At 66.1% G+C, this 21,605-nt stretch carries 19 protein-coding genes and 1 pseudogene; 7 read left to right on the forward strand and 13 right to left on the reverse strand.

Annotated elements, in window-relative coordinates:
- Window positions 1-29 precede the first annotated feature (29 nt).
- The 4 genes and pseudogenes from GUY23_RS18685 to GUY23_RS16600 form a co-directional block, all read right to left on the reverse strand.
- Window positions 30-248: pseudogene (locus GUY23_RS18685) on the reverse strand (ATP-binding protein); the annotation flags it as partial.
- Window positions 245-1,099: a DUF4194 domain-containing protein gene (locus tag GUY23_RS16590; RefSeq protein ID WP_166974430.1), complete on the reverse strand. Its 855-nt coding sequence runs from the start codon at window positions 1,097-1,099 to the stop codon at window positions 245-247. The gene GUY23_RS16590 and the pseudogene GUY23_RS18685, both read right to left, overlap by 4 nt.
- Window positions 1,096-2,559, reverse strand: a complete 1,464-nt coding sequence (locus GUY23_RS16595; protein ID WP_166974433.1) for a DUF3375 domain-containing protein — start codon at window positions 2,557-2,559, stop codon at window positions 1,096-1,098. The genes GUY23_RS16590 and GUY23_RS16595 overlap by 4 nt, the downstream gene beginning before the upstream one ends.
- Window positions 2,560-2,660: 101 nt before the next feature.
- Window positions 2,661-3,068 carry an MmcQ/YjbR family DNA-binding protein gene (locus tag GUY23_RS16600; RefSeq protein ID WP_166974436.1) on the reverse strand — a complete coding sequence of 136 codons (408 nt, stop codon included), beginning with the start codon at window positions 3,066-3,068 and terminating at the stop codon, window positions 2,661-2,663.
- Between the two features lie 53 nt (window positions 3,069-3,121).
- Between GUY23_RS16600 and GUY23_RS16605 the strand changes: the two genes are divergently transcribed.
- Window positions 3,122-4,123 (forward strand): asparaginase, encoded by a 1,002-nt coding sequence (locus GUY23_RS16605; RefSeq protein WP_166974439.1) that lies wholly within the window; start codon window positions 3,122-3,124, stop codon window positions 4,121-4,123.
- An 18-nt stretch (window positions 4,124-4,141) separates the two neighbouring features.
- On the opposite strand, the gene GUY23_RS16610 is transcribed toward GUY23_RS16605, so the two are convergent.
- Entirely contained in the window at window positions 4,142-5,149 is a 1,008-nt protein-coding gene (locus GUY23_RS16610; RefSeq protein WP_166974442.1) for a LacI family DNA-binding transcriptional regulator, read from the reverse strand.
- A gap of 300 nt (window positions 5,150-5,449) precedes the next feature.
- Here GUY23_RS16610 and GUY23_RS16615 point away from each other — a divergent pair, with 300 nt between their 5' ends.
- The 5 genes from GUY23_RS16615 (at window position 5,450) to GUY23_RS16635 (ending at window position 11,934) form a co-directional block, all read left to right on the forward strand.
- Window positions 5,450-6,787, forward strand: coding sequence for an MFS transporter (locus tag GUY23_RS16615; RefSeq protein WP_228282481.1), 1,338 nt, complete (start codon window positions 5,450-5,452; stop codon window positions 6,785-6,787).
- A 1-nt stretch (window position 6,788) separates the two neighbouring features.
- Entirely contained in the window at window positions 6,789-7,139 is a 351-nt protein-coding gene (locus GUY23_RS16620; protein WP_166974445.1) for an L-rhamnose mutarotase, read from the forward strand.
- A gap of 16 nt (window positions 7,140-7,155) precedes the next feature.
- Window positions 7,156-8,325 (forward strand): L-rhamnose isomerase, encoded by a 1,170-nt coding sequence (gene rhaI / locus GUY23_RS16625; protein ID WP_166974448.1) that lies wholly within the window; start codon window positions 7,156-7,158, stop codon window positions 8,323-8,325.
- A gap of 112 nt (window positions 8,326-8,437) precedes the next feature.
- Complete coding sequence (locus tag GUY23_RS16630; RefSeq protein ID WP_166974451.1) at window positions 8,438-10,474, forward strand: bifunctional aldolase/short-chain dehydrogenase; 2,037 nt, start codon at window positions 8,438-8,440, stop codon at window positions 10,472-10,474.
- A complete protein-coding gene (locus GUY23_RS16635; protein WP_166974454.1) occupies window positions 10,474-11,934 on the forward strand; it encodes a rhamnulokinase in 1,461 nt (486 codons plus the stop codon). Before GUY23_RS16630 ends, GUY23_RS16635 begins: the two co-directional genes overlap by 1 nt.
- Window positions 11,935-12,034: 100 nt before the next feature.
- On the opposite strand, the gene GUY23_RS16640 is transcribed toward GUY23_RS16635, so the two are convergent.
- Together GUY23_RS16640 and GUY23_RS16645 are read right to left on the reverse strand one after the other, a co-directional pair.
- Complete coding sequence (locus tag GUY23_RS16640) at window positions 12,035-13,057, reverse strand: NADP-dependent oxidoreductase (RefSeq protein ID WP_166974457.1); 1,023 nt, start codon at window positions 13,055-13,057, stop codon at window positions 12,035-12,037.
- A gap of 48 nt (window positions 13,058-13,105) precedes the next feature.
- A complete protein-coding gene (locus tag GUY23_RS16645) occupies window positions 13,106-13,984 on the reverse strand; it encodes a DUF402 domain-containing protein (protein WP_166974460.1) in 879 nt (292 codons plus the stop codon).
- Window positions 13,985-14,047: 63 nt separating this feature from the next.
- Here GUY23_RS16645 and GUY23_RS16650 point away from each other — a divergent pair, with 63 nt between their 5' ends.
- Window positions 14,048-14,983, forward strand: coding sequence for an amidohydrolase family protein (locus tag GUY23_RS16650; protein WP_228282483.1), 936 nt, complete (start codon window positions 14,048-14,050; stop codon window positions 14,981-14,983).
- A 51-nt stretch (window positions 14,984-15,034) separates the two neighbouring features.
- Here GUY23_RS16650 and GUY23_RS16655 read toward each other — a convergent pair whose 3' ends face one another.
- The 6 genes from GUY23_RS16655 to GUY23_RS16680 all read right to left on the reverse strand — a co-directional run bounded on the left by GUY23_RS16655 (window position 15,035) and on the right by GUY23_RS16680 (window position 21,565).
- The gene (locus GUY23_RS16655) at window positions 15,035-15,574 is read right to left on the reverse strand and encodes a DUF421 domain-containing protein (protein ID WP_166974462.1); all 540 of its coding nucleotides are present in this window, start codon (window positions 15,572-15,574) and stop codon (window positions 15,035-15,037) included.
- 69 nt (window positions 15,575-15,643) lie between these two features.
- Window positions 15,644-16,393 carry an SDR family oxidoreductase gene (locus GUY23_RS16660; RefSeq protein ID WP_166974465.1) on the reverse strand — a complete coding sequence of 250 codons (750 nt, stop codon included), beginning with the start codon at window positions 16,391-16,393 and terminating at the stop codon, window positions 15,644-15,646.
- 78 nt (window positions 16,394-16,471) lie between these two features.
- Entirely contained in the window at window positions 16,472-17,407 is a 936-nt protein-coding gene (locus GUY23_RS16665; protein ID WP_166974468.1) for a DUF4097 domain-containing protein, read from the reverse strand.
- Between the two features lies 1 nt (window position 17,408).
- A complete protein-coding gene (locus tag GUY23_RS16670) occupies window positions 17,409-18,053 on the reverse strand; it encodes a response regulator transcription factor (RefSeq protein ID WP_166974472.1) in 645 nt (214 codons plus the stop codon).
- The gene (locus GUY23_RS16675; protein WP_166974475.1) at window positions 18,041-20,080 is read right to left on the reverse strand and encodes a sensor histidine kinase; all 2,040 of its coding nucleotides are present in this window, start codon (window positions 20,078-20,080) and stop codon (window positions 18,041-18,043) included. Before GUY23_RS16675 ends, GUY23_RS16670 begins: the two co-directional genes overlap by 13 nt.
- A 201-nt stretch (window positions 20,081-20,281) precedes the next feature.
- Window positions 20,282-21,565, reverse strand: a complete 1,284-nt coding sequence (locus GUY23_RS16680; protein ID WP_166976347.1) for a trans-sulfuration enzyme family protein — start codon at window positions 21,563-21,565, stop codon at window positions 20,282-20,284.
- Between the last annotated feature and the right edge of the window lie 40 nt (window positions 21,566-21,605).

Raw genomic sequence — 21,605 nt, forward strand, 5'->3', positions numbered from 1 at the left:
TTGTCCGGGGTGAGGACCGCGGCGATGCCGTCGAGCAGGGAGGACTTGCCCGAACCCGAGGGTCCGGTGATGAGGTGGCCCTTGTGGGAGACGGGGATGCGGTGGATGTCGGCGTCGAAGGTGCCCCAGTTGGCGATCTGGATCTCACTCAGCCGCCACTGACTGCCGACATCGGGACGGTTCGCCCCACGGGCTCGCGCCTGATCGGCGACGAAGGCCGCATCGAGCGGGAAGAGTGCCTCGGTCACGCGTCGCCCTCCTCGGGCTCGGCCGTGGTGTCGGAGTCCGAGCCCGGCTCGGTGTCTGCCTCATCCTCAGCGCCATCATCAGCATCGGTATCTGTGTCAGCAACTGCATCGCCGAGATCCTCACCAGCCTCGGTCTCACCTGCGGCGATGCGTTCGTAGACGTCGATGAGTTCGCGCACTCGATCCTCGTCGATGAGGAACTTCACCATCGGGGAGATCTCGTACCGATCCTCGCCGGCCTTGTGCAGCACACGCAGCCGGTTGCTCATCCGCGACCAGGCGCCGTTGAGATTGCGCTGGAACGTCGATTCGTCGCCGGTGCGGTAGATCGCGAGCCGCTCGTAGACCTCGTCGCGATCGACGATGACGCGCTTCTCCCCGGGCGCGGCGAGCAGCATCTGCCGCAGCACGAGGAGCATGGCCGTATCGAGGAAGGTCAGCCGTTCGCTGCGCACCGCGGCGGGTGCGTCGATCTCGTCGGTGACGATCTTGCGGGTGAATGCGAACTCGTCGACGCGGTCGATGACGAGGTCGAGGAACAGGTCGTGCAGGCGCGAGCGGACGAGTCCTTCGTCGGCCACGAGCGCTGACCACAGCTGCGGGCTCTGCACGCCGGAGACGTAGGGGCCTTTGAGCAGTTCGAGCAGCACGCGCCGGGTCCGCTCCCCCAGGGTTCCGGTGTCACCGGACCACAGTCCCGACGGGTTGTGGGCGGCACCGTTCCCGAAGGATTCACTCGCCGAGGCGGCCCCCACCTCGGCGGATGTCCTGTCGTCACCGGCCGGTGAGGTCGGGTGGGCACTGTTGCGGGCGGCCGCCTCGGTGGGTTCGACGTGGTCGGTGGGGATCATAGGGTGATGCCTTCGGTGAAGTAGTGGCGGCGGATCGCGGCGGTGCGGGCGATGCCGTCGATGCCGGACCAGGTGAGGATTTCGCGATTGTCGTGATCGACGTGGCCGTACGTACTGGCCAGGGACAACAGTCCGACGACGCTCGCCAACCCCTGGGTGGCGGGGAAGGTCTCGAGCACCTCGGCGACGGAGGCTTCGTGGGCAGAGGTGACAACGGAGTTGATGTTCTCGGTGAGTTCGGCGAAGTCGATTTCGGATTCGCGGGCGACGGCGATGAGTTCGGCGAAGTCGATCTCGGAGTCGGTGGCCTCGCCGAGCTCGTCTCCGGCGTTGAACTCCTCGGGGTCATGGAGGATGACCTCGCCGACGCTGCCGAGGGACACGCTCGAGAGTTCGAGGTCGATGCCGATCTCGTCGTAGGGCTTGAGTTCCTGCGATACCGGTGCCGCGGCGGCCAGGCCCTCTTGGAGGAGGGTGCGCATGACGCGGTCGCGTTGGAATTCGTGGGAGTGGACGTAGCGGCGCAGGCCGCGGGCGAACTCGGTGAGGATGTCCGAGACTTCGCGGGATCCGTCCTTCATCTGTCGCATCAGGGTGCGCAGGGAGCGCCGGGTGGCCAGGGACAGGGTGGCGGAGAAGTCGCGGTCGAGGATGGCGGCGATGTCGTCGTCGAAGGCCGCGGACTGTTCGGGGTCGCGGACGAGGGCGGAGAATGCCGAGAACGTGCGTCCCTCGTCGGAGGATTCGATGAGGTCGACGCCGCGGAAGACTTCGTCGAGGACCTGGGATTGGGAGTCTTCGGCGGCGAGGATCGAGATCCGCAGTTCCTGATTGAGCTCTTCGAAGCGAGCGCGCACGCGGGCGAAGTCGGCGGGCAGCCCCTGCGCCTGCTGGAGGATGTCGGAAACGCGTTCGTTCGCTCGCCGGCGGTCGAGGACGACGGACCGAGGGTCGCCACGGCGGACCCGGGCGATCTCGGCGTCGATGCGGTCCCGTTCGGCGCGCAGGGCGGCCAGCCTACGGGAGCTGTCGGGATCGGTGTCGATGGCCAGTTGGTGCACGGATTGGGCGAGGCTGACCAGGCGGGATTCGGTGGCGGTCTGTGGAGGAGTGCGCAGCTGTTCGAGCATGCGGATGGCGTCGAAGCCGGCGGCGGAGAGTTCGTAGGTCTCGCCTCTGGCCCCGGTCGCGGGTCTGCGGACGAGGATCTCGGCTCGTCGCCAGTCGTCGCAGTACGCCTTCGCGGTGCGCAGGGAGAGGTCGAAGTGGTCGCGGAGTTCTTCGAGGTCGGCGTCGATGCTCTCGTGCAGGTCCTCGGTGTTCATCCGAGTACCCGGCCGTCCGAGGTGGGCGTCGAGGGTCCCGGCCATGACGGCGAGGTTGTCGGCCCGGAGCATGCGCAGAGTGGCATTCGATTCGAGCAGTCGCCGGTAGGCGAGTGCGGATGACAGGGCGGACATAGGAACTATTCTCAACGCCCGGGCAGGTGCGCGCCAATTCCCGGACGGTCGGCCTACTTCTCTGCCCGCTTCTCGCCCCACGCCCCGGATCGTTCCACAACTCAGTCCGCGGAGCCCCTCCCACCGAAGGTCACGGGATCGACGGGACGATCCTTCTTCGGCATCTTCGCGACGACGAGACAGTAGGACTCGAGGACGAGGTCGTGGAGCAGGTCGGAGTCGAACCGGTCCCCGGGTTCCTCTGCGCCGCCGGCCACGGTGATCCAGTGCTTCTTATTCATGTGATAGCCCGGAGTGATCTCGGCATAGGCATCCCGAAGCACCTCACCATCGAGGGGGTCGATCTTGAGGTTGATGCTGGGGACCCCACGCAGCCGATAGGCCATCATGAACATCTTCCCGCGCACCTTGTACACGGAGTTCTCCGGCCCGAAGGGATGGTCGATGTCGACCGAGGGGTACTGCATGGCCTGCTCATGGGCCAGGCGGAGCACGGTAGCGGGTTCCATGCGTGGAGACTAGCAAACGGCTGTGACATGAGAACTGACGTTAGACTCGAATCATGCCTGAGACCTCTTCGCAGACCGCCCCTCACCTGCTGTTGGCCGCCCTCGGCGGCACGATCGCCTCGACCGCCAATGCCGCAGGTGGAGTTGCCCCCGCGCTCGGCGGCGCCGAGATCGCCGCGGCCGCCGGACTCGATCAGGTGTGGCCGAATCTGCAGGCCGATTTCATCCAGGTCGCTCAGGTCTCGAGCGCGAATGTCACTCTTGAGATGCTCTTCGATGTCGTCGAGCTCGCCCGCACGAGCTCGGCCGACGGAATCGTGCTCACGCAGGGCACTGACACCCTCGAAGAGTCGGCCTTCGGGCTCTGGCTGCTCAATGATTCGGGCACCCATATCGCCGTCACTGGGGCGATGCGCAATCCGACTCTGCCCGGTGCCGATGGCCCCGCCAACGTCCGTGCCGCTGCGCTCACCGCCCTGTCCGACCAGGTCAAAGGCCTTCCGGCCACGCTGGTGTTCAACGACGAGGTCCACGATCCGAGGTTCGTCTCGAAGTCGCACACCACCTCGACGGCGGCATTCTCCTCCGGGCCCGTGCTCGGGGCGATCGGCTGGCTGAGCGAGGATGACCTCCACCTTCCGCACGCCCCACAGGCTCCGACGTCGCCGTTCGCGGGGCTGCAACGTCCGGATCGCTTGGCGAAGGTCGCTCTCGCCGAGGTGGGGATGGGTGAGCCGGCAGACACCCTTGATCTCTTCGCCGGGTCCGACTTCGCCGGTGCCGTACTCTCGGGCGTCGGCGGAGGGCACGTCCCCGCGGAGCTGCTGCCTGCAGTGGCCCGTCTGGCCGAGTCGATGCCCGTCGTGCTCGCTTCCCGCACCGGCTCGGGTGCCAGCCTGCACCGAACCTACGGATATCCCGGCGGCGAGATCGGTCTGCTCGAGTCCGGACTCATCCCCGCCGGAATCCTCGACGCCCGCAAGGCTCGCATCGTGCTCACCCTGGCGCTGAGCTTCGGCCTGGACCCCGCCGAGGTGTTCGCGCACTTCGCGTAGTCAGCGGGTTTCGGCTCCTCAGATCGGACGGGTCGAACCGCGAACGACGAGCTCTGGAGTGAATTCTCGATCATGGTGCTCACTGGAGACAGAGGCGTTCTCCTGCAGCAGCGTCTCGACTGCAGTCCGTCCCAGGAGCTCGGCCGGCTGTCGCACGGAGGTCAGTGGGACGATCGTCGAGAACGCGTAGTCGATGTCGTCATAACCGACGATCGCGATGTCGTCGGGGATTCTCAGATCGCTGAACATGAGCACCGCCTGCATGAAGCCGACGGCAAGCAGATCGTTGGCGCAGAAGACAGCATCGGGTCGTTCTCCGTCAGGCAGGGCGACGACCTTCTCCCCCGCGTTCCGACCGGCCAGAATGGTCAGCTCCTCGGTGCCGAACACCGGCAGGTCAAGCCCTGACCCCGCCACACGCTCCCGTGCTCCGAGCAATCGGTCAGCGACCTGCGGCAGAGATTGCGGCCCCCCGATGAAGGCCGGGCGCATGCAGCCGCCGGCAAGGATGTGGTCGAGCGCCATCCGTCCTCCGGCGACGTTGTCCACAGTCACCGACGACAGAGCGTAGCCGTTCGATGCACGGTCGACGAGCATGACGGGCGTCCCACGACCGGCGATGGATTCGAGCTGGGACAGATCGGAACCGGTCGGCGTCACCAGGAGGCCATTGACTCGCTGTTCAGCGAACAGGTCCACGTACTTCGACTCCCGTGCCTCATCAGTGCCTGAATCTCCGATGAGCAACGACAGTCCCGACTCATCACACGCCTGCCTGGCGCCATGGGCGACCGAAGCGAAGAACGGGTTGGACGTGTCGAGCACGACGAGCCCCAAACTGCTGCTGTGGCCCGATCTCAACTGTCTCGCTGCGGCATTGCGAACGAAGCCGAGCTCATCGATCGCCTCATTCACTTTCTCAGCGGTCGACGCCGCCACCTTTGATGAGCCATTGACCACGTGGGACACGGTCCCGACGGAGACTCCGGCATGGTCGGCGACCTCGCGCATACTCACTTTCGCCATGAGTCTCCTTCGCAGACGGCGCCCGGGCTGACCGTCACCACGAGCAGGAACATGTCTCATTGTGCCCGATACCGACGGCACAACCCCGTCGTCAGTCACCGCCTTGATGTGATCCGGACGACATGCTAGTGTTCCCAGCAACAAGATTGAAACGTTTCAATTCATTGTAGACATTGATTCGCTTCGTCGTCACCGCCTGGCAGACGAACACCACCACATCTGCACCGATCACCAGGTCGGCACCACACCGTCAGAGCTCGAGCGATCCGTTGCGAGTACCGAAGCATCCCGGAGGAACCTGTGAGGGACACAACGACGTCGTCCAAATGGAAGGCCACGGTCGCCGTGGCCATGTCGAACTACATCGAGGCCGGTTCGATCATCGCGATCGCCACGAGTATGAGCCTGTGGCAGACCGAGTTCGGTCTCGACAGCATGGCCGTCGGTCTGCTCAGCGCCTTGAGCGCCAATGCGTTCGGCGCTGCCATCGGAGCAGCCATCGGCGGACCGCTGTGCGACCGCTACGGCCGCAAGTTCATCTACACCTACGACCTGCTGCTATACATGTTCGGCACGCTGTTCGCGATCTTCGCGTTCAACTTCGCCTCACTGCTCATCGGTTTCGTCCTCACCGGCATCGCCGTCGGAGCCGGCGTCACCGCCGCATGGACCTACATCGCCGAGGAGGCTCCTGACGGTCGTCGCGCCGGTCACGTCGGCGTCGCCCAGCTCGCTTGGTCCATCGGACCGATGATCGGCTTCCTGCTCGCTGCACTGCTCGAGCCCATGGGGCTGCTCGGCTCGCGGATCATCTTCGCCCACCTCTTCGTCATCGCGTTCATCACCTGGTGGGTCCGTCGCGGTCTCGCTGAGTCACGCCGGTGGACGGAGAAGAATGCGAATCCCAACAGCGTCAGCACCTACCGCGGTTTCTTCGAGATGTTCGCCAACAGGAAGAATCTCACCGCACTCCTCTTCCTCATCGGCGTCTACGGACTCTGGAACACCGTGGCCGGGCAGGCAGGCATCTTCCAGCCGCGCATCTACGAAGCAACCGGACTCACCGATGCCCGCTCGCAGTACCTGCTGCAGGTGCTCGTCTGGGGCCTGACCAGTGCCGCTACCTTCTTCGGTTTCATGCGCTACGGAGACAAGGTCTCCCGCAAGTGGCTCTACGGCTTCGGTGCCGGGCTCGGCGTCATCGCTTGGGCCGTTCTCATCTACGGTCCAGCCGGCTGGTTCTCACTGCTGACGTTCGCCATCGGCTGGGGCGTCTCCTCGGGCATCGGCGCTCAGGCCTTCTACGGACTGTGGGCAGCCGAACTCTTCGCCACCCGTTACCGGGCCTCCGCGCAGGGCTTCATGTTCATGATCGTGCGCGTCATGGTCGGCGTCCTCTCCCTGTGGTTCCCCCTCATGCTCGAGAAGACCGGCATCCATGGTGTCGGCGTCCTCATCCTCGGCCTCCTCATCGCGGCCCTGCTCATCGGCATGATCTGGGCACCGAAGACGCAGAACAAGACCCTCGAGGAGATCGAGATCGAACGCTACGGACGACTTCTCGACGCTGATCACGCCACCGAGGCGGCCGCGGGCAACATCCGTCCCGACGGCACCCCAGCGGTCAGGGAGTCCTGAGATGGAACGCGTGTGCTTCCGCATGCAGGTCGACCCCGCCCGCCTCGAGGACTACATCGCTGCTCACCGAGCAGTGTGGCCGGAGATGCTCGAGGCTCTCGAAGCTACAGGGTGGCGCAATTACTCTCTGTTCGCCGATCCGCGTGGCATGGTCATCGGCTATCTCGAGACCGAGGACTACGAAGCAGCGCAGAAGGGCATGGAGCTCACGGAGATCAATGCCGCCTGGCAGGAGTCGATGTCCCCGTACTTCGCGGCAGGAGGATCCTTCGACGCCGGTCCCGAACGGCTGCGAGAGGTCTTCCACCTCGAGGATCAACTCACCAAGAACTCAGCACCACAGCAACAGTAAGGAAACCGTGACTCCCATGAGCACTCCCCGCACCTTCTCCGACATCACCGCCCAGCTAACCGCGCAGGCGATCGAACTGCCGTCGTGGGCGTTCGGCAACTCCGGCACCCGGTTCAAGGTCTTCGGCACTCCAGGCACCCCACGGGACCCGTTCGAGAAGATCGCCGACGCCGCCAAGGTCCACGAACTCACCGGCCTCGCGCCGCAGGTGGCACTGCACATCCCTTGGGACCTCTGCGACTTCGACGAGCTGGCCACGCACGCAGAAGGTCTCGGGGTCCGACTCGGCACCGTCAATTCGAACACCTTCCAGGACGACGACTTCAAGTTCGGAGCACTGACTCATGAAGACCGGGCGATCCGCACGAAGGCGATCGATCATCATCTCGAATGCATCGATGTCATGGACCGCACCGGCTCGCGCGATCTCAAGATCTGGTTGGCAGAGGGCTCGAACTATCCGGGCCAGGCGGATATGCGCGGCCGTCAGGACCGACTCCACGACTCGCTGAGCAGAATCTACAACCGCCTCGGCGACGATCAGCGGTTGGTACTCGAGTACAAGTTCTTCGAACCGTCGTTCTATCACACGGATGTCCCCGACTGGGGTACGAGCTATGCCCAAGTGGCCGCTCTCGGCGAGAGGGCGATGGTCTGCCTCGACACCGGACATCACGCGCCGGGAACGAACATCGAGTTCATCGTCATGCAGCTGCTGCGGCTGGGCAAGCTCGGCTCCTTCGACTTCAACTCGCGGTTCTACGCCGATGACGACCTCATGGTCGGTGCCGCCGACCCGTTCCAGCTCTTCCGCATCATCCACGAGGTGATTCGCGGCGGGGGCCTCAACAACCCGAACGTCGCGTTCATGCTCGACCAGTGCCACAACGTGGAGAACAAGATCGAGGGCCAGATCCGGTCGGTGCTCAACGTTCAGGAGATGACCGCCCGCGCACTCCTCCTCGACACCGCGGCCCTGCAGGAAGCTCAGCTGGACGGTGATGTCATCACCGCCAACAACATCTTCATGGATGCGTTCTACACCGACGTTCGTCCGGATCTGGCGGAGTGGAGAGTCTCCCGCGGTCTGCCCGCCGACCCGATCCGCGCGTTCCGCGACTGCGGCTACCAAGAGCAGATCGCCGCTGACCGCGTCGGCGGAACCCAAGCCGGCTGGGGCGCCTGATCCAGTACACACGGGGGTGTCCCGGTCGACACCGGGGCACCCCGCGCCCGCCAGCGGCCCCTCCCCCACCCGCCACTCACTTCGCCATTCGCACCACCCTCCGAGGAGAACCATGACCAACCCGACAGTGAACGAACTCATCGCCCGCTCGAACTCGCTGGGGGCCGACCGCCGCAACACGAACTATGCCGGCGGCAACACCTCTGCCAAAGGCACCGACATCGACCCGGTGACCGGTGAGACCGTCGAACTGCTGTGGGTCAAGGGCTCGGGCGGCGACCTCGGCACGCTCACCCCCGAAGGACTGGCGGTGCTCCGACTCGACCGATTGAGAGCAATGGAGCAGACCTACCCGGGCGTCGAGCGGGAAGACGAAATGGTCGCGGCCTTCGACTACACCCTGCACGGAAAGGGCGGAGCAGCACCATCGATCGACACCGCCATGCACGGTCTCGTCGACGCCGCGCACGTCGACCACCTACATCCGGATTCGGGGATCGCGATCGCCACCGCCGCCGACGGTGAGGCGCTGACGCAGACCATCTTCGACGGCTTGGTCGTGTGGGTGCCCTGGCGTCGGCCCGGCTTCCAGCTCGGACTCGACATCGCTGCGATCCGCAAGGCGAACCCGCAGGCGATCGGCACCATCCTCGGTGGTCACGGGATCACGGCGTGGGGAGCCACCTCTGCGGAGTCCGAGGAGAACTCACGCTGGATCATCGACACTGCGGCACGCTATATCGAGGAGCACGGCCGGCCCGACCCCTTCGGTCAGGTCCGACCGGACTATGCGGGCCTGCCGACAGACGAACGCCGGGCCAAGGCCGCCGCCCTCGCACCGCACCTGCGCAGGCTCGCCTCGGCGGATAAGACCATGGTCGGTCACTTCACCGACGATCCCGCCGTGCTCGAGTTCCTCGCCGGCGACAAGCTCAACGCCTTGGCGGAGCTCGGCACGAGCTGCCCCGACCATTTCCTGCGCACGAAGGTCAAACCGCTGGTCATCGACCTGCTTGCGAGCACCTCGGTCGAGGACATCATCGCAGCGCTGCCCGCCTTGCACGAGGCCTACCGAGCCGACTACCAGGCCTATTACGATCGCCACGCGGAACCGGATTCCCCGGCCATACGGGGAGCCGATCCGGCCATCATCCTCGTCCCCGGCGTCGGCATGTTCTCCTACGGCGCGGACAAGCAGACCGCACGGGTGGCCGGAGAGTTCTACGTCAACGCCATCAATGTCATGCGCGGTGCAGAGGCCCTGTCGTCCTACGCTCCGATCTCCGAAGCCGAGAAGTTCCGCATCGAATACTGGGCATTGGAGGAGGCGAAGCTCAAACGGAAGCCGGCACCGAAGCCCATGGCCTCCCGCGTCGCTTTCGTCACCGGGGCGGCTTCGGGCATCGGCAAAGCGATCGCCACACGATTGGCCTCCGAAGGCGCCTGCGTCGTCATCGCCGACCTCGACCGCGACAAGGCCGAGGCCGCCGCCGCGGAGCTCGGCTCCTCCGATGTCGCCATCGGTGTCGCCGCCGACGTCTCCGATGAGGCGGGGGTACAGTCGGCACTCGCCGAGGCGGTGCTCGCATTCGGAGGAATCGACCTCATCGTCAACAACGCCGGGCTGTCCCTGTCGAAGTCGCTGTTCGACACGACCGAGGCCGACTGGGACCTCCAACACGATGTCATGGCCAAGGGTTCGTTCCTCGTGTCGAAGAACGCCGCACGGATCCTCGTCGACCAGGGCATCGGCGGCGACATCGTCTACATCTCCTCAAAGAACTCGGTGTTCGCGGGCCCGAACAACATCGCCTACTCGGCGACGAAGGCCGACCAAGCCCATCAGGTGCGTCTGCTCGCCGCCGAGCTCGGCGAACACGGCATTCGCGTCAACGGGATCAACCCCGATGGAGTCGTCCGCGGATCCGGCATCTTCGCCGGAGGCTGGGGTGCCCAGCGAGCGAAGACCTACGGAGTCGAGGAGAAGGACCTGGGCAAGTTCTACGCCCAGCGCACCATCCTCGGCCGTGAGGTCGTTCCGGAGAACGTCGCGAATGCCGTCTTCGCTCTGTGCACCGACGACTTCTCGCACACGACCGGTCTGCACGTGCCCGTCGACGCCGGCGTGGCCGCCGCCTTCCTGCGGTGATGTCGGACTCGACCGTCGACAGGCCTTCTGGGCTTACGCTCGCGGCCGTCGACCTCGGCGCCACGAGTGGTCGCGTCATCCTCGGCGGAGTCACCGACGGTGTGCTGCGGATGAAGCATGTCGCACGGTTCCCGAATGTGCCGCAGCCACTGGGCGAGAGCCTGCATTGGAACATCCAATCACTCTTCGCCGGTCTGAGCGATGGCCTGCGTGAGGCGATCGGTGCGAGTCCGGGGCTCGCCAGCATCGGCATCGACTCGTGGGCCGTCGACTATGGACTCCTGCGCGACGGCAAGCTGCTCGGCATCCCTCATCACTACCGGGATGGAAGGACCGTTCGCGGTGTCGAGATCGTCCATGACCGGATCGGTCCCACGGAGCTCTTTGCGTACAACGGCCTGCAGCACCTGGACTTCAATACTGTCTTCCAGTTCGCGGTCGAAGCCGAGGAGGGCTTCCTGACTCTCGCCGACCGAGCCCTGCTCATCCCGGACCTCATCGCCTACTGGCTCACCGGTCAGATGCGAACGGAGTTGACGAATGCCTCGACCACTGGCCTGCTGTCGGTGACGGAAGGCACCTGGGATGTCAACTTGATGAGTCGACTCGAACTGCCGTCCGGCCTGCTGCCCGCACTCGTCTCCCCCGGCGAGCGCCTCGGGGACCTCACCGAGCCGGTCGCAGAACGTCTCGGAGCTCGCGCACCGATCCAGGTCACGGCCGTGGGCAGCCACGACACCGCCTCGGCGGTGGTGGCCGTTCCCATGGAGGGACCGAACTGCGCATTCATCTCCAGTGGAACCTGGTCTCTGGTCGGTCTCGAGATCGACGCCCCCGTCGTGACCGAGGACGCCCGCCTGGCGAACTTCACGAACGAAGGCGGTGTCGACGGCACGGTCCGGTTCCTCAAGAACGTCTCAGGACTGTGGCTGCTGAGCGAGTCGATGCGTCAGTGGGAACAGGATGCCACCGACGCACAACGCAGCTCGGACCTCGAGACGCTCCTCGCCGAGGCAGCCGAGGTCGAAGAACCGGTGACCGTCTTCGATCCGTCCGACGACCGTTTCACCCCACCTGGGGATATGCCCACCCGCATCCGCGAGTGGTGCGTCGAACGCGGTCAGGAGCCACCGCAGTCCCGCGCCGAGGTGGTCCGGTCCATCCTCGAATCGCTCGCCGCCGCGTACGCCTCGACGATCGCGACCGCCGAGGAGCTGACCGGCAGAACGGTCGAGACGATCCACATCGTCGGCGGAGGATCACAGAACACACTGCTGTGCCGACTGACCGCCGAGCGCACCGGTTGCCGCGTCATCGCCGGCCCCGTCGAAGCGACTGCGATCGGCAACCTGCTGATCCAAGCCAGAGCGGTCGGACATGTCTTTGAGAACGCCTCCCTGGCCGATCTGCGACAGATCGTCCGGAATTCGTTCCCCGTCGTCGAATATTCGCCGTCCTGAACTCGATAACAGACGCGTCCGCCGGCCGGAAAACACCAGTGCCCATTCCCCGCAGCAGGAAATGGGCACTGGTGTCAGTTCTCAGGCAGACGGACGAGCCTCAGCTCTCGGCACCCACCGCGACGACCATCTTGCCGAAGTTGCCACCGGTGAGCAGATCGTTGAAGTACTCGGGCGCCTTGTCGAGTCCCGGACGGATGTCCTCACGGAACTGCACCTTGCCCTCCTTGAGCCAACCGCTCATATCGGTGAGGAACTGACCCGTGAGACGCTCCGCGAACTCGAACTGGATGAAGCCGCGGACCAGCAGCGACTTCGTGAGGATCTGGCCCATGAGGGCACCCGAACGGTCGGGTCCCTCCGGCAGGGAGGTGAGGTTGTAGTTCGCGACGAGCCCGCAGACGGGAACGCGACCGAAGGTGTTCAACCGCGGCAGCACGGCGTTGAAGACGTCGCCGCCGACGTTCTCGAAGTAGACGTCGATGCCCTGCGGGACCGCCTCTTTCAGCTCCTGCTTGAGGTTGCCCGAACGGTGGTCGAGGGCGACGTCGAAGCCGAGTTCCTTCAGGTGCGCGACCTTCTCGGGCCCGCCTGCGATGCCGACTGCGGTCGCCCCCTTGATCTTCGCGATCTGGCCGACGACGGAACCGACGGGTCCGGTGGCGGCGGCCACGGCCACGGTCTCGCCTTCCTTCGGCTGGCCGATCTCGAGCAGGCCCGCATATGCGGTGAAACCGGGCATGCCGAGCACGCCGAGGTGGGTGGAGATCGGTGCGAGCTCCGGGTCGATCTTGCGCAGATGCCCGGTCGACTCGACCGAGTACTCCTGCCATCCGCCGTAGCCGAGGACGATGTCACCGACGGCGAAGTCATCAGAATTCGATTCGACCACCTCGGCGACGGTCGCACCGACCATGACATCGCCGACCTCGACAGGCTTGGCGTAGGACTTCGCGTCCGACATCCGACCGCGCATGTACGGGTCGAGAGAGAGGTAGAGGGTCCGCAGCAGCACCTGACCCTCACCCGGGGTGGGCACAGGCACCTCGTCGAGGAGGTAGTTCTCCGCGGTGGGTGCGCCTACGGGGCGTGAGTTCAGGCGAATCCGGTGGTTGGTCGTCATCTGGCTGTTTCCTTTCATCGGCTGATCCGTGTCATCGACACGTCGGTGTCATCGGAACTGTCTGTCATAGCAACCGTTCGGGACCGATCGATGTTCCTGATCGAACGATTTTTCTCTCGCCGAGGCGGCCCCGAGTGCCGCTCGCCCCGACCTACCCGTTTCGGACGGGTCCGCATCCTCACCGACCGAGGCCGCCGATTCGCCCGCTTGTCTGCGGGCGACGGTCTCCCAGCCGGGGTCGAAGGCCCACGCGAAATCGCCGAGGCGGTCGAGCAGCTCCGCACCATTGGCGCGGATGATCTCCGACCACTCAGCCGGCCAGGCCCCGAAGCTCGCGGCCGCGGCGAGTTCGTCGACGTCCTTGAAGACCGCCCCGGTGACGTCGAACCCGCCGTCAGGAGTGTGCAGCGGCATCGAAGCGAGAGGAAAGATGATGTCGAGGATGTGGTCGCTCGTGAACAGGGCATCATCGTTTCGCACGTGCGTGGCTTCGAGGTTGACGTACCACTCGGCGCGCACCCCGCCGCTCTCGTCGTCCTTGAGCAGCACCCATACGGAGAACGGCACCTGCGGAGGAACGATCTTGAGGACTCCGCGCCCGCGCCACGCTCCCTCGACGTTGATCCTGGTCGGAGCTTCGGCGGGCGGCCGGAACCGCGCAGCCAATGGGACGTCGTGCGGGTTCGTGTCCTCCCATCCGACGATGCGGGTCTCCTGGGTCGGGATGCCGCCCGCCAACCACAGGACGAGGCCTTCGGGTCCATCGGCGATGACCTGCATCGGTCGGGCCACCTCGGCGTGGTCGCGTTGGAAGTCGAACCGGCGAAACGTCCAGGTCACGGTCTCACCGGGTGCCAGATACGGTGCCTGGCCGACGGGTCTGACCAGGGTCGGAGCGGTGATCGGGTAGGGATCGCGCAGGCTCATGCGGGCAGTCTATGCCGCGGTCATGGACGCCCGCTGAGGACGGCCACGTCATAGAGTGGGGCCATGAACGACTCCGATGACGCAGCCACCAGTGAAGCAGCCGCCGAGGCGATGACCGCTCCCCCGCGCACGGATGAGGAGATCCCCGCCTACCTCGCGGCGCTCGGCCTGCCGGGACTCGCCGACATCCACGTCCACTTCCTCCCGCAGAACGTGCTTGACAAGGTGTGGGCCTACTTCGACAATGCCGAAGCCAATTACGGTCAGCCCTGGCCGATCCACTATCGATACGACACCGACACCCGACTGCGCATCGTCCGTGGCCTGGGCATTCGCGCGATCCCGGCGCTGACCTATCCGCACAAGCCGGGCATGGCCGCTTGGCTGAATGACTGGAACGCCGAGTTCGCCGCCGCCCATTCCGACGTCATCCACTGCGCCACGCTCTACGCCGAACCCGAAGCCGCCGACTACGTCCCCGCCGCCCTGGCCGCCGGTGCGAAGCTCTTCAAAGTCCACGTCCAGGTGGGCGGTTTCTCCCCCGATGACAGGGTGCTCGACCCTGCTTGGCAGGCCCTCGAAGAGGCGCAGGTGCCCATCGTCATCCACGCGGGCTCTCGTCCGCTGCCGGGTGAGTACACCGGCCCCAAGGCGGTCGCGAACGTGCTCGAGCGCTTCCCGACACTGCGGTTCGTCATCGCCCACATGGGCATGCCGGAGCACGACGAGTTCGCCGACCTCGCCGAAACCTACGAGGGTGTTCACCTCGACACGACGATGTACGTCTCGGGATATTTCCAATCCCCCGCCGAGGTGGCCCCCGCCTACCGTGAACGCTTGGCCACGCTGCAGGACAAGATCATCCTCGGTTCGGATTTCCCGAACATCCCCTATCCCTACGCCGATCAGCTCTCGGGCCTGGCCGGGCTCGGCCTCGGGGACGACTGGATGCGTTCGGTGCTGTGGGACAACGGGGCACGGGTGCTCGGCCTGGACTGAGGACTGGAGTGAATCCGCCTTGGAGGACAGCCGTGAGGTCAACAGTGCGGCTCAGCCTTCGCGGGGCACCCGCTCAGCGCCGACGACCCCGGTGAGCATCTCCTCGGCGATGGGGACACCGCGCCGAATGATGCTGATCTGCCCGGTCGATTCGAGGATCGCGCACGCGACCTCATCACGGTTGCGGATGCCGGCCGAGCGCAGCTTCGCCATCAGTTCATCATGGTCGACGTGCGTCCTGGAGAGGTTGTCGGCGAGGATCTCACTCCCCGCCATGAGCACGACGGCCGGGGAACTGACGACGCTGCGGATCACTCCGAAGCGGCGGCCGAGCCCGGTCAGAGCCTGCAGGATGAGCAGGGTCGCCAGACCCAGAACACCGCCGGCCAACGTCGGAGTGTCACCGAGGATGGACCGGCCGATGATCGCCCCGATGGCCATGATCGCGGCCAGGTCGAAGCTCGACAGGCTCGCCAGAGTCCGCTGGCCGAAGACGCGCAGGAGCAGGATGACGCCGAAGTAGAAGATCACGCACGAGACGACGACCCTGACCGCATCGACTCCGTCGAGTCCGTATTCCATCCAATCCATGTGTACCTCCGGGATGGATGATACGCCTTGCCGCGGAATCAGAGCCGGGCTCAACGCTTCACACAGGACTCAGAGCGTGCGCAACCACTCGTCGACGGTCACGGCCGACGTCCTCGGCGCCGGTGGGATGAGTCCCTCGCGGGCCATCGGACCCGGAAGAGGGAGGCCGATGACCTTCGGCGGTTTTGCGCCCGCCGACTGAGCTCGCTGCGCGCTGAGACGACGGGCGATCTCGGCGAAGTCGCTCACTTCCGGTCCGGCGACCTCGACTGTGCCGGTCTCGCCGGTGTCGATGGTTTCCGCCATCATCCGCACCGCCTCGGCGGCGGCAAGAGCCTGCACGCGCATCTTCGGCACGAAGCGCACCGGGCCCGCCGTAACCGTCATGGTGTCGACGAGTTCGAACCATTGGGCAGAGCGGAACATCAGCAGCCCGTCGGATGGGACGATTCGCCGGTAGACGCGTTCCTGCACCGCTTTGCCCTGGTAGTAGCCGAGCAGCTTCGATTCGCCGACCTCGGGGCGGAACGCGATCGACAGGCAGGCCACGGTGGTGCCCGGCCGTTCGGCCGCGGCAAGCGCGATCGAGCGGGAGCTGTGGGAGAAGAAGTCGACGGCTTGGCGCCCATTCATCGTCACCCGGTTGACGCAGTCGACGAGGACATCGCTGCCTTCGGCCGCCTCGGCGACGCCATTGCCGTTAAACGTGTCGACTCCGCTTCCGCGGTGGGCGGCGATGACCGTGTGTCCGCGCTCGCCCAGCTGGTCGACGAGTCGGGCCCCGAACGTTCCGGTGGCTCCGTAAACGGTGATCTGCATGGCTGACCTCTCAGACGCCGCACGGGCGGGCCCATAATGAGCCCGCCCGTGCGCCGGTCGCTTCCCGATTCTTGCTTCTCAGTTCTGGTTGACCGTGACTGTACCAGTGTCGGCGGTGGCCGAGATCGGCACGAGGGTCGTGTCCTCGTCGTCCTTCGGGTCCTCGGACACATCGTATTTCTTGAGATCCGAGGCCAGATCGACGGACCCGTCGGTCGACTTCGCATTGATCCGGTAGAGGTAATTCTCATCGGCCTCTTCATTCACCAGTTCGAGGTTCGGAAGCCGCAGATCGATCGATCCTTCCTCGGTCTTCGCTTTGATGCCGCCGGACGGGATCGCCTCGTCGGTGAAGGCGAGGTCGAGTGTGCCCGTCGAGGTGACCGCGTCGAGGTGGTCGGTGACGGTGAGATCCTCGCCGTCGATGGCGCCGACCTCGGTCTTCGCCTCCACGGTTCCGAAGGTGCCTTCGAGTGAGGTCGCTCCCCAGTCGGTCGAAGTGTGGATGCGGTCGGCCGATCCGGTGACGGACAGGGCCCCACCGTTGGTATCGGCGATGATCTCGCGGTAGTCGCCGTCGACGTCGAAGGTGCCGTAGTTGCTGTCGAGGCTGAGCTTGAGGTCACCGGCGATCTCGGTGGGGACGGTGACGGTGACCCGCGTGTTCTCGAGCTTCCGGTGCTCGTCCAGACCGACCTCGGCGACACCACCGCGCGAGTCGACGCTGAGGTCCGGCGCGGCATCGCGGGGCCCGGTGGCGCGGAGTTTCACGGTGGGATCGGCGTCGTCATCGGTGCGGACGTCGACGGAGGCGCCCGCATCGAGGCTGACCTTGAGTTCCTTCATCGTCTCCGGCAGCGGCTGCGAGGATTCGAGTTTGCCGTAGTTGAGACGCGAGGCGCCGTGGGCGGCGGTGACGACCACGGGAATGAGGAGGACGATGGCGGCGAGGACGATGAGGACCGTGCGCAGACCGAGTCGGGCGGATTCGCTGATGCGAACTGTGGCAGGCATTCTAGGCTCCGAGGAATGTGAGGACGGCGAGGACGCGGCGGTTGTCCGAGGTGTCGGCGGTGAGACCGAACTTCGTGAATACCGAGCTGATGTGCTTCTCAACGGCTCCGGCGCTGAGGTAGAGGGTGCGGGCGATCGCGGCGTTGGATTTGCCTTCGGCCATGAGCTGGAGGACTTCGAGTTCCCGCGGGCTCAGGGTCGACAGGCCGTCCTTCTTCCGCGTGCGCACGAGGATCTGGGAGACCACCTCGGGGTCGAGGACGGTGCCTCCGGAGGCGACCTCGTCGACGGCTGCGAGGAAGTCCTCGACGTCGGCCACGCGGTCCTTGAGCAGATAGCCGAAGCCGCCGGTGTTCTCGGCGATGAGCTCGGACGCGTACTGTTCCTCGACGTATTGGCTGAACACGAGGACCTTGACGTCAGGGTTCTGCTTGCGGATGAGGACGGCGGCGCGGATTCCCTCGTCGGTGAACGTCGGGGGCATGCGCACGTCGATGACGGCGAGGTCCGGCGGATCGTTGTGGACGACGGCCAGGAGTTCGTTGGCATCGGGGACGGCGGCGATGATCTCGTGTCCGGCGTCGGCGAGGAGTCGTTCGAGTCCGGCCCGCAGGACGGCAGAGTCTTCAGCGATTACGATGCGCATGGCACCTCCACAACTATGGTTGTCGGCCCACCTGCGGGGCTGGTCAGGTTCAGTGTGCCACGGGCGGCCTCGACGCGGTCGATGAGACCGGCGATGCCGGTGTGCCGTCCGGTCCGGTCGACGCGGGCGCCACCCTGACCGTTGTCGGTGACGACGATCTGGACGCCGGTGTCGATCGGGGCGATGAACACGCTGGCCTTGGTGGCGCCGGAGTGCTTGGCGATGTTCGTCAGGCATTCGGCGACGACGAAGTAGGACACGGCTTCGGCTTCCCGCCCGATCCGACCTTCGAGACGGACGTCGACGTCGACCGGGATCGTCGAGCGTCCGGCGAGCGCGGAGACGGCGGCATCGAGTCCACGGTCGGTGAGCACCGCCGGATGAATACCGCGGGCGAGCTGACGCAGCTCGTTGACGATGCCCTTGGCCTCGGTGTGGGCTTCGGAGACGAGTTCCTTGGCGCGTTCGGGGTCGGTGTCGATCTTCGACTTCGCCATCCCCAGGGTCATGGTCAGCGCGACGAGGCGGGGCTGGGCTCCGTCGTGGAGGTCGCGTTCGATGCGCAGGCGTTCGGCGGCGGCTGCCTCGATGCCGGCCATGCGTGCCCGGTCGAGTTCGGTGACCTCGGCCTGGAGGGCGACGGTGCGGGCCGGGGCCAACAGCGCCCGGTCGAGGGCACGGTCGAGGAGCGGGGCGAACCACAGTATCGCAAGGGAGCTGGCGAGGACGATGACCGAGCCGATGGCGACGCCGAGGCGGGCGGGTCCTTCGATGGATTCGCCGATGAAGAAGGTGTTGACTCCGTCGGGGTTGATGGCGGAGAAGATGCCGAGCAGGGATCCGCAGATGCCGGCGAGTGTGCCGCCGACGATGATCGCCCCGACCAGCATCTTGATGTAGTGGTGGGCGGTCGAGCGCCAGAAGGCCCCGGATTTCACCTGCAGCCACCGGTTGTGGAGGAAGCGGCCGAAGCCGGGTTCGCGGTTGCTGCTTTCGATCTTCGGGACGGGGATCTTATCGGCGTAGATGAGTTCGGCGCGGTAGCGTTCGACGACGTTCGCGCCCTGCTGGACGAGGACCCATACGAGGAGTGCGAGCACGCCGAGGCCGAGGGCGAAGATGCCGCCGATGCCGGTGAACAGGAGCCCGATCGGGATCCATGCCCAGATCACGGCGAGCACGGCCGAGAGGACGAGGTTCGCGACCCCGATGAACCCCGTCGGCCGCTTGGGCCATGTGATGGGACCGTCGGCGGGGATCTCCGTGACGTCGTCCCGGGTCAGCGGCAATGAGCCGGTGACCGGTGCGAAGGCGACCGGTTCGGTGCGCTGCCTCCCTCGCCGAGGTGGCCGTGGAGGTGGCATCGGAGGCTGCCCCTGGCGGGGTGGTCGAGGTTGGCGAGGTTGTTGGGGTTGCCTGGGCTGGTAGGGCTGTTGGGGCTGACCGGGCTGGTACGGCTGGTGGGGTTGCTGTCCGGCGGGGCCGTAGGAGGTCGAAGGGGAGACGCGAGGACCGGAGCGGCTGGGTGCTGCCGCGTAGTTCGGGGATGCGAGATGGGCCGTCGGAGCCTGTGCGGGTGGTGGAGTCTGCCCGGTCTGCGGAGCCGGTCCCGGCTGCGGAGCCTGTGCGTACTGCCGCGTCGGCTGCTGGGGATCCTGCGGCTGCCCGTACCCCTGCGACGGCCCGTATCCCTGCGGCTGCTGCGGATACTGACGCGTCGAGCCGGTGGCGAACGGCATGTCGAGATCGAGCGGCTTGGTCCGGAACTCTCCGGCCCGGCTGGCCTCAGGTTCATCGATCTCGGCGGTCGGCGGGGCATTGACGATCGCCTCGGCGCTGATGGATTCTTCGCGCTCACCGGCGGCGGGGTCAGATGTGTCGGCTGTGGCCGCCTCGGCGGGGTCAGGTGCGTCCTGGGCACCGGCGAGGTCGGTGGCGTCCGGGGTGACGTCGGGGGTCTGAGGCTCCACCGGATCGGTGCCCTGCGGCTCCTGATCCTGCGGGTTCTCGGGGGTCTTCTCACTCATAGCAATAACGCTACGGGAGTGATGTCGCGGCCGACAGCACGAAGACCTCCGACCCCGCATCGGGTTTTCCCCCACGCACCGTGACCGACCCCACTGCCGCGGGGTCGACTCGCCGCCCAGACGCCGCCGCCGGCTCCGAGCATCCGTCACCGGCCGCGACAGAACACCCCAGTGACGACGAATTGCGCCGTTACCGACGCATCACACCGCTGCAACGGTAGGAAGAGTCGCTGCCGGTGCCTCGTGGTGCGAGTCGTCGGCCGTCGCGGCGTCCGTCGTCGAGCCGTCGGCAGCGGCCCCTTCTGCTGAATCGCCATCGCCCGCGGCACCGCCGGCCGAATCGGCACTGCCGCTCACAGCGCCCGACGTTGCATCGAGAGCCTGCGCGAGGTCGGCGAGGATGTCGTCGATGTCCTCGATGCCGACGGAGAGGCGGATGAACGCCCCGTCGATGCTCAGCTCGCAGTCGGCCACGGCCAGGTGCGTCATCGTCGCCGGATGGTCGATGAGTGACTCGACTCCGCCGAGCGACTCGGCGAGCGTGATCAGCCGAGTGCTCTTCACCAGCACCAGCGCACGCTCCTCGGTGTCGGTGCGCAGGGAGACTACTCCCCCGAAGCCGCTCATCTGCGCCTTCGCGACCTCATGACCCGGGTGGGAGGGCAGTCCGGGGTAGTGCACCTCGGCGATCTCGTCGCGGGTCTCGAGCCATTCGGCCACGGCCTGCGCGTTCTCGCAGTGGGCCTTCATCCGCACCGGCAGGGTCTTGATCCCGCGCCGGGTCAGCCACGCGTCGAAGGGAGCGATCCCCAGGCTCACCGACGCCAGATGACTTTCGAGACGCTCGATCGCCTCGGCGGCGCGGGGACAGCTCGTACCGTCACCGGCGAGCACGGCTCCGCCGATGACATCGGAGTGGCCGTTGATGAACTTCGTCGTCGAGTGGATGACGATGTCGGCACCGAGGTCGAGCGGGCGCTGCAGGACCGGAGTCGCGAACGTCGAATCGACGGCCAGCAGCGCGTTCGCCGCGTGCGCGATCCGTGCGGTCTCGGCGATGTCGACGATGTCGAGCCCGGGGTTGCTCGGCGTCTCGACCCACACGATCGCGGTCTTCTCGCTGACTGCTGCCGCCAGCGCTGCCGTATCGGTGAGGTCGACGGTGCGGACGCCCACGCCCCACCGTTCGTACTCGTTCTTCAGCAGACGGTACGTCCCGCCGTAGACGTCGCGGGGAATGATGATCTCATCGCCGGGTCCCAGCAGCGCGGAGAACACCGCCACCTCGGCGGACGTACCCGAGTTGACCGCGGCGGCGAACGTCGCGTTCTCGAGTTCGCACAGCGCCTCTTCGAGGTCGCTGCGATTCGGGGTGCCGGTGCGCGCGTAGTCGAAGCCTGCGCGAGTGTCGCCCGGGGTGTCCATCATGAAGGTCGAGGTCTGGAAGATCGGGGCCACAACCGAACCGGTGTGCGTCTCGGGCATAGCCCCCGAGTGCACCGATCGGGTCGAGATTCCGGCGGGT

The organism is Brevibacterium atlanticum (assembly GCF_011617245.1).
GTDB classification, from domain to species: domain Bacteria; phylum Actinomycetota; class Actinomycetes; order Actinomycetales; family Brevibacteriaceae; genus Brevibacterium; species Brevibacterium atlanticum.

Bases quoted from the DNA above. Each gene is read 5' to 3' on its own strand.
- GUY23_RS16590 (WP_166974430.1), bottom strand. From the start codon at position 1,099: ATGATCCCCACCGACCACGTCGAACCCACCGAGGCGGCCGCCCGCAAC.
- GUY23_RS16595 (WP_166974433.1), bottom strand. From the start codon at position 2,559: ATGTCCGCCCTGTCATCCGCACTCGCCTACCGGCGACTGCTCGAATCG.
- GUY23_RS16600 (WP_166974436.1), bottom strand. From the start codon at position 3,068: ATGGAACCCGCTACCGTGCTCCGCCTGGCCCATGAGCAGGCCATGCAG.
- GUY23_RS16605 (WP_166974439.1), top strand. From the start codon at position 3,122: ATGCCTGAGACCTCTTCGCAGACCGCCCCTCACCTGCTGTTGGCCGCC.
- GUY23_RS16610 (WP_166974442.1), bottom strand. From the start codon at position 5,149: ATGGCGAAAGTGAGTATGCGCGAGGTCGCCGACCATGCCGGAGTCTCC.
- GUY23_RS16620 (WP_166974445.1), top strand. From the start codon at position 6,789: ATGGAACGCGTGTGCTTCCGCATGCAGGTCGACCCCGCCCGCCTCGAG.
- rhaI (WP_166974448.1), top strand. From the start codon at position 7,156: ATGAGCACTCCCCGCACCTTCTCCGACATCACCGCCCAGCTAACCGCG.
- GUY23_RS16630 (WP_166974451.1), top strand. From the start codon at position 8,438: ATGACCAACCCGACAGTGAACGAACTCATCGCCCGCTCGAACTCGCTG.
- GUY23_RS16635 (WP_166974454.1), top strand. From the start codon at position 10,474: ATGTCGGACTCGACCGTCGACAGGCCTTCTGGGCTTACGCTCGCGGCC.
- GUY23_RS16640 (WP_166974457.1), bottom strand. From the start codon at position 13,057: ATGACGACCAACCACCGGATTCGCCTGAACTCACGCCCCGTAGGCGCA.
- GUY23_RS16645 (WP_166974460.1), bottom strand. From the start codon at position 13,984: ATGAGCCTGCGCGATCCCTACCCGATCACCGCTCCGACCCTGGTCAGA.
- GUY23_RS16650 (WP_228282483.1), top strand. From the start codon at position 14,048: ATGAACGACTCCGATGACGCAGCCACCAGTGAAGCAGCCGCCGAGGCG.
- GUY23_RS16655 (WP_166974462.1), bottom strand. From the start codon at position 15,574: ATGGATTGGATGGAATACGGACTCGACGGAGTCGATGCGGTCAGGGTC.
- GUY23_RS16660 (WP_166974465.1), bottom strand. From the start codon at position 16,393: ATGCAGATCACCGTTTACGGAGCCACCGGAACGTTCGGGGCCCGACTC.
- GUY23_RS16665 (WP_166974468.1), bottom strand. From the start codon at position 17,407: ATGCCTGCCACAGTTCGCATCAGCGAATCCGCCCGACTCGGTCTGCGC.
- GUY23_RS16670 (WP_166974472.1), bottom strand. From the start codon at position 18,053: ATGCGCATCGTAATCGCTGAAGACTCTGCCGTCCTGCGGGCCGGACTC.
- GUY23_RS16675 (WP_166974475.1), bottom strand. From the start codon at position 20,080: ATGAGTGAGAAGACCCCCGAGAACCCGCAGGATCAGGAGCCGCAGGGC.
- GUY23_RS16680 (WP_166976347.1), bottom strand. From the start codon at position 21,565: ATGCCCGAGACGCACACCGGTTCGGTTGTGGCCCCGATCTTCCAGACC.